The sequence below is a fragment of the Catenulispora sp. GAS73 genome (genome assembly GCF_041262085.1).
Taxonomy (GTDB): domain Bacteria; phylum Actinomycetota; class Actinomycetes; order Streptomycetales; family Catenulisporaceae; genus Catenulispora.
Genome location: NZ_JBGCCM010000007.1, coordinates 23,287 through 30,631, shown reverse-complemented (window position 1 = coordinate 30,631; position 7,345 = coordinate 23,287). Strand labels below are relative to the sequence as shown.

At 72.7% G+C, this 7,345-nt stretch carries 2 protein-coding genes; one reads left to right on the top strand and one right to left on the bottom strand.

Annotated features, from left to right (window positions below; translation table 11 throughout):
• Positions 1–3: 3 nt before the first annotated feature.
• A complete protein-coding gene (locus ABH935_RS12370) occupies positions 4–6,540 on the top strand; it encodes an SDR family NAD(P)-dependent oxidoreductase (RefSeq protein WP_370377991.1) in 6,537 nt (2,178 codons plus the stop codon).
• Between the two features lie 89 nt (positions 6,541–6,629).
• On the opposite strand, the gene ABH935_RS12365 is transcribed toward ABH935_RS12370, so the two are convergent.
• Positions 6,630–7,274, bottom strand: coding sequence for a TetR/AcrR family transcriptional regulator (locus ABH935_RS12365; protein WP_370377990.1), 645 nt, complete (start codon positions 7,272–7,274; stop codon positions 6,630–6,632).
• Positions 7,275–7,345: the final 71 nt, after the last annotated feature.

The following is a 7,345-nucleotide window of genomic DNA, read 5'->3' as shown; positions in this document are numbered from 1 at the left end:
TCCATGAGCGCATCGATCGAAGAAATCACCGGCGCCCTGCGGGAATCGGTGAAGGAGACCCGGCGGTTGCGCCGGCGCAACGACGAACTTGAGGCCAAGCTCGGCGAGCCGGTCGCGATCGTCGGCATGGCGTGCCGCTATCCCGGGGGTGTGGTGTCCCCGGAGGGTCTGTGGCAGCTGCTGGCCGAGGGCCGCGACGCCATCGACAGCTTTCCGCAGGACCGGGGATGGGACCTGACGGAGCTGTTCGACCCGGACCCCGACCACTCGGGCACCTCCTATGTCTCCGAGGGCGGGTTCCTGCAGGACGCGACGGAGTTCGACGCGGGCTTCTTCGGGATCTCCGCGCGTGAGGCGCTGTCCATGGAACCGCGGCAGAGGCTGCTGCTGGAGACCTGCTGGGAGTTGTTCGAAGACGCGGGTGTCGATGCGGCGACCCTGAAGGGGAGCAAGACAGGGGTCTTCGTCGGCGCCGGACCGTCGGACTACCCGACCGGCGTGGAAGGGTACGTCGTCACCGGCACCACGCCGAGCGTCGTCTCCGGGCGGCTGGCATACGTGTTCGGGCTGGAGGGCGCGGCGGTCACCGTCGACACGGCGTGCTCGTCGTCGCTGGTGGCGCTGCACCAGGCCTGCCACGCGGTGCGGACCGGCGAGTGCACCATGGCGGTGGCCGGCGGCGCGGCGATCATGTCGAGCCCGAAGGTGTTCATCGAGTTCAGCCGGATGCGGGCGCTGGCTCCGGACGGCCGGTCCAAGGCGTTCGGCGCCGGTGCGGACGGGTTCGGGTTCGCCGAGGGCGTCGGCCTGGTACTCGTCGAGACGCTGTCGCAGGCGCGGCGGCGCGGGCACGAAGTGCTCGCCGTCATCCGCGGGTCGGCCACGAACCAGGACGGCGCGTCCAGCGGGCTGACCGCCCCGAACGGCCCGTCGCAGCGCCGCGTGATCCAGGCGGCGTTGGCGAACGCCGGGGTCGCGGCGTCCGAGGTGGACGTGGTGGAGGCGCACGGGACCGGGACCGGACTCGGCGACCCCCTTGAGGCGCAGGCACTGCTGGAGACGTACGGCCAGGCGCACGCCGGGGCCGCGCCGATGCTGCTGGGCTCGGTGAAGTCGAACATCGGCCACACCCAGGCGGCTGCAGGTGTGGCCAGCGTGATCAAGCTGGTGCTGGCGATGCGGCACGGCGTGGTGCCGGCGACGCTGCACGCGGACGAGCCGAGTCCGCACGTGGACTGGACGTCCGGCGCGGTGCGGCTGGCGGTCCGGGCGCAGCAGTGGCCTGAGACGGGCCGTCCGCGCCGGGCCGGGGTTTCATCGTTCGGTATCAGCGGGACGAACGCTCACCTGATCCTCGAACAGGCGCCTGAGCCGGAAGCCCCAGAAGAGGCTGCGTCGGAGTCGCAGCAGATTGATACGGTGCCTGTGGACGGCCCCGTGCCTTGGGTGCTGTCGGGGCGGGGAGAGGCCGCGCTGCGTGCCCAGGCCGCGCAGTTGGCCGCGTTCCTTCAGGACCGTCCCGAGCTGGAGCCGCGCGACGTCGCGAGCGCGCTGATCCGGCGCTCGGCGCTGACTCACCGGGCTGTGGTTCTGGGCGCCGACCGCGCCGAACTGCTCGCCGGGCTGAGCGATCTGGCCGAGGAACGGCCCGGCGCGGGACTGGTCCAGGGACTGGCGCGTAACCGTCCCGGTGAGGCGGTACTGGTGTTCCCCGGGCAGGGGACGCAGTGGCGGGGGATGGCCCTCGGGCTGCTCGACGCGTCCCCGGTCTTCCGTGACCGGATCGCCGAATGCGACGAGGCGGTCGCGGCGGTCACCGGCTGGTCGGTGCGCGATGTGCTGCGCGAGGTGCCCGGGGCTCCGGACCTGGAGCGGGTGGACGTCGTCCAGCCGGTGCTGTTCGCGGTCATGGTGTCGCTGGCCGAGCTGTGGCGGGAGGCGGGCATCGTGCCGGCCGCGGTGGTCGGGCACTCGCAGGGCGAGATCGCCGCCGCGTGCGTGGCCGGGGCTCTGTCGCTGCGGGACGCAGCGCGCGTGGTCTGCTTGCGCAGCCGCGCGCTGGCGTCGCTGTCCGGTCGGGGCGCGATGGCGTCGTTGGGCGTGACGCCCGAGGCGGCTTCGGCGTTGCTCGTGCGGTGGACTGGCAAGGTGTCGATCGCGGTGGTGAACGGGCCCGGATCGGTGGTCGTCTCCGGCGACATCGACGCGATCGAGGAACTGGTCGCCGAGTATCAGGACTCCGATATCAGAGTTCGGCGTCTCCCGGTCGACTACGCCTCGCACTCTCCGCACGTCGAGCGGATCAAGGAGGAACTGCTGGCGCAGCTGAAGGGCATCGACGCGGTTGCCTCGCAGATCCCCTTCTACTCGGCGGTCACCGGCACGCAGCTGGACACCGCCGGGCTCGACGCGGACTACTGGTACCGCAATCTGCGCGAGCCCGTTCGGTTCGACGAGGTCACCCGGACCCTGCTCGACCGGGGCTACGGGCTGTTCGTGGAAGCGAGCCCGCATCCGGTGCTGACAGTGGCGCTGCAGGAGTCGATCGAGCAGGCACAGGCCGCCGCGATCGCCGTCGGCACACTGCACCGCGATCGTGGCGGTCAGGACGACTTCCTCGGTTCGGTCGCGCAGGCCTGGGCCGGCGGCGTGCCGGTCGCCTGGCAGAAGCTGCTAGGGCCGGAGCCGGACCACTTTGTCAGCCTTCCGACGTACGCCTTCCAGCGGAAGCGTTACTGGCAGGAGCCCAAGGTGCCGTCGGGCGACGCGCTCGGCAGGGCGGGGCTGCGTGCCGGTGCGCACCCGCTGCTCGGCGCGGCGGTCGACGTCGCCGGTAGCGAGTCCGTGGTGCTGACCGGTCGCCTCGCGCTGCACGGGCAGCGCTGGCTGGCCGACCACCAGGTCGCGGGCCAGGCGTTGCTGCCCGGGACGGCGTTCGTCGAGCTCGCGTTGCGGGCGGCGGCGGAGGCCGGTTGTCAGGGGATTGAGGAGCTGACGCTCCAGGCGCCGCTTATCCTCCCGTCGGCCGGCGCCGTCCAGCTCCAGGTCGTCGCGGGAACCCCGGATCAGCTCGGCCGGCGTCCGGTGACCGTGTATTCGAGGCCTGAGGAAGCCTCCCTCGACGGCGAGTGGACGGCACACGCTGTCGGCGAGCTGGCGGGCACGACCGATACCCCCGAGGAGGACACCGGCGACTTCGTGATCTGGCCGCCGGCCGGCGCCGAACCGCTGCCCACGGACCAGATCTACGCGGGATTCGCAGAGCACGGATACGGGTTCGGCCCGAGCTTCCAACTGATCGGCAAGGCCTGGCGGCTCGGCGACGACATCTACGCCGAGGTCGCCCTGCCCTCCGAGCTGCGCGGCGACGCTGAGCGGTTCGGCGTCCACCCGGCGCTGCTGGACGCCGCCGCGCAGGTGGCCGGGCTGGCCGTGCCGGGGGAGGCGATGGTGCTGCCGTTCGTGTTCGGCGACGTGACCCTCGCCGCTCCCGGCGCGACCGACCTGCGGGTCCGGATCCGGCGCCTCGGCCCGGACCGCGTCGCGCTGGCCGCCGCGGACCTCACCGGCCGGCCCGTGGTCTCGGCGGGAGCGATCGTGGTGCGGCCGGCCTCGTCCTGGCAGCAGCGGGCCACGACCTCGACCGCGCTGCGGGACGCGCTGTTCCGGCCCACGTGGGTGCCCGTTGCCCCGGCGCAGGCAGCTCGGCAGAGCTTGGCGGTGCTCGGCACAGATGGGACCGAGACCATCGATCAGCTCAGCGGCTCCGGCGCCGCGGTGACCGGCTATCGCGACCTGACCGAGCTGCGAGCGGCGATTGAGGCCGGAGCACCGGCGCCGGATCTGGTGCTGTGGTCGGTGCCTGCTCGGCAAGGCGGCACCGGTGCCGACGATCTGGCGGCAGGCGCTCGCTTTTCTACGGCGGCCGCGCTGGAGGTCGCTCAGCAGTGGCTGGCCGGCGATGTTTTCGGCACCGGGCGGCTGGTCATCCGAACGCAGGGTGCTGTCGAGGCCGGAGCTGAAGCGCCGAACCTGGCCGCTGCCGCTGTATGGGGCCTGATCCGCACCGCGCAGACCGAGCACCCCGGCCGATTCGTCCTGGCCGACGACGACGGCTCGGCCGATTGGTCGGCCCTGGCGGCGTCCGACGAACCCCAGGTAGCCATCCGCTCCGGGCAACTGCTCGCCCCGCGCCTCGCCGACGCCGAGAGCGGCGAACGTCTGCTGCCCCCGGCGCGCGCCGCGTCCTGGCGCCTGGAAGCCACCGATGCCCGGACCCTGGAGGGCCTGACGCTGGCCGAATGCCCGGCGCTCGACGCTCCGCTCGCCCCGGACGAGGTGCGGGTCGCCGTGCGCGCCGCCGCGCTGAACTTCCGTGACGTGGTGACCGCGCTGGGCATGATCCCCGGCGAGACGGAGCTCGGCAGCGAAGGCGCGGGGGTGGTCACCGCGGTCGGCGCGGGCGTGACCGACCTGGTGCCCGGAGACCGGGTGTTGGGCTTCTGGACTAATGCGTTCAGCCCGGTGGCCGTGACCGACCACCGGCTGCTCGCCAAGATCCCCGAGGGCTGGTCCTTCGAGCAGGCCGCGTCGATGCCGGTGGCGTTTCTGACCGCGTACTACGGGCTCTTCGACCTCGGCGGCCTCGCGGCCGGGCAGTCGGCGCTCATCCACGCCGGGGCCGGTGGCGTCGGCTCGGCCGCGGTGCAGCTCGCGCGGCATCGCGGCGCGCAGGTGTTCGCGACCGCGAGCGAGCGCAAGTGGCCGGTGCTGCGGGCCGCAGGGCTCGACGACGCGCACATCGCGTCCAGCCGGACGCTCGACTTCGAGCAGCGGTTCGGCGAGGCTACGGCCGGAGGCGGCGTCGACGTGGTGCTGAACTCGCTGGCCGGGGACTTCGTCGACGCCTCGCTGCGGCTGGTGAAGCCGGGCGGGCACTTCATCGAGATGGGGAAGACGGACATCCGCTCCGCCGCTGACGTCGTGGCGGCCCACCCCGGCATCGATTATCAGGCCTTCGACTTGCGCCAGGCCGGGCCGGACCGGGTCCGCGAGATGCTGGTCGAGGTCCTGGACCTGTTCCGCGCCGGCGCGCTGACGTTGCCGACGGTGACCACCTGGGACGTCCGCGACGCGGTCTCGGCGTTCCGGTATATGAGCCAGGCGCGGCATGTCGGCAAGATCGTGCTGACCATTCCGGCGACGCCCGACCCCGAGGGGACGGTGCTCGTCACCGGCGGCACCGGCACGCTGGGCGGCGTCGTCGCGCGGCATCTCGCGGGGCGGGGCGCGCGGCATCTGCTGCTGCTGAGCCGGCGCGGGCTTGAGGCGTCCGGTGCGCAGGAGCTGCGGGCCGAGCTGGCCGAGTTGGGTGCCGAGGCGCAGATCGTTGCCTGCGATGTCGCCGACCGCGCGGATCTGGCCCGAGCGTTGGCCGCGGTTCCGGCCGCTCATCCGCTGACCTCGGTGGTGCACGCCGCCGGCGTCCTGGACGACGGGATCCTGTCCTCGCTCACGCCGGAGAAGATCGACGCGGTCATGCGGCCCAAGGTTGACGCCGCGCTGCACCTGCACGAGCTCACCGCGCAGGCCGGTCTCGCCGAGTTCGTGCTCTTCTCCTCCGGCGCCGGACTGACCGGCGCTCCCGGGCAGGGCAACTACGCGGCGGCGAACGTCTTCCTCGACGCGCTCGCCGGGCACCGGAGGTCGCTGGGCCTGCCGGGGACGTCGATCGCGTGGGGCCTGTGGGCGCAGACCAGCGAGCTGACCGCGGACATGACCGGCTCGCACCGCGCGCGCGTCGGCGGATACTTCGCCGCACTGTCGACCGAGCAGGCCCTGGCCCTGTTCGACGCCGCGCGCGGCAGCGCCGAACCGGTCCTGCTGGCGGCTCCCGTCCGCGCGGCCCGGCTCCGCTCGCTGGCGCGCGAGGGCTCACTCCCGGCGCTCTGGAGCGGCCTGGTCACCGTGCCGACCGCCCGAACCCGCTCCGCGTCCGCCGACCCCGCCGCCGACCTGGCGCGCCGCCTGTCCTCGCTGGCCGAGCCCGACCAGCGGGAGTTCCTGCTCAACCTGGTCCGCTCGCACGCCGCCGCCGCACTCGGCGGCGGCGAGGCAGCGGCCATGGACGCCGACAGCCCGTTCCGCGACTTCGGCTTCGACTCCCTCACCGCGGTCGACCTCCGCAACAGGCTGTCGGGCGCGACCGGCTGCCGCTTCCCGGCGACAGTGGTCTTCGACCACCCCACCCCGGCCGAACTCGCGGCCTACGTGCGCACCAAGGTCGTCCCCGACGCGGCGGCGCCCAGATCAGCACCGGTGCTCGACGAGATTGAGAACCTTGAGAAGACCCTCCTGCGCCTGCGCGACGAGCCGGACCTCCGCGACGGAGTCACCCGGCGCCTGCAGACGCTGCTGAGCCGATGGAACGAAGTCCAGCCGACGAGTGGGGAGCTGCCCGGCGGCGAGATCGCCGTCGATTCCGCGACCGACGACGAGCTGTTCGCGCTGATCGACGGAGGTGTCACCGGCACCGAGTGACCTGACGCCTCGACTACTGAACTACTCAGACGACACAGACGACACACCGGGCCGGCGCGTGATGCGCGCCGGCCCGGTATGTCGTGCGTTCAGCGCGATCCCACTCCCGCCGCACCGCAAACCCGCAGCGTGCTCTCCAGACACAGCGACTGAGCCTCTTCCGCACTCAGCTGCCCGCCCGCGACCTGCGCCGCGGCCGTGTGGTGCAGCCCCAGGACGGCGGCGGCGAGCCAGGTCGCCGGGAGTGAGGACTCGAACTCGCCTTCCTCCTGCCCGCGCTCGATGATCCGCTCCAGCCTCGGGGGCACGACGTCGTGCGGGTCGTCGCTGGCCGGCCGGGGGACCGAGGACGCGGCGGCGGTGAGCAGGAGCGGGTAGCGGTGCATGAATTCCCAGCCGGCGGCGAGGAAGCGGGCCAGCGCCTCGGCCGGTGGGGCCGTGTCCAGGTCGGCGTCGTCGAGGAGGGCGGCGTATTCGGCGGCTGCTGTTTGCACGACCGTTGCCAGTAGGGCGTCGCGCGAGGGGAAGTGCGCGTAGACGGTCTGCCGGGTGACGCCTGCCGTCGCGGCGATCTCCTCCATGCCGGCGTCGGGCTGGCGGCCGAGGACGACGCGCGCCGCGGTGAGGATGGCGTCGATGTTCTGGCGGGCGTCGGCTCGGCGGCGCCGGGTGGGCGTGCCGGTGGCAGTGCCGTTCTCGGTGCCGGTGCTGGTGGTGTCGCGCAGGTCGGCCATCTTCGGAAGGATATCCCGCGGCGCTTAACTTTGACAACTTGTCAGAGATAAGGGTGAGATAACCTTGACAG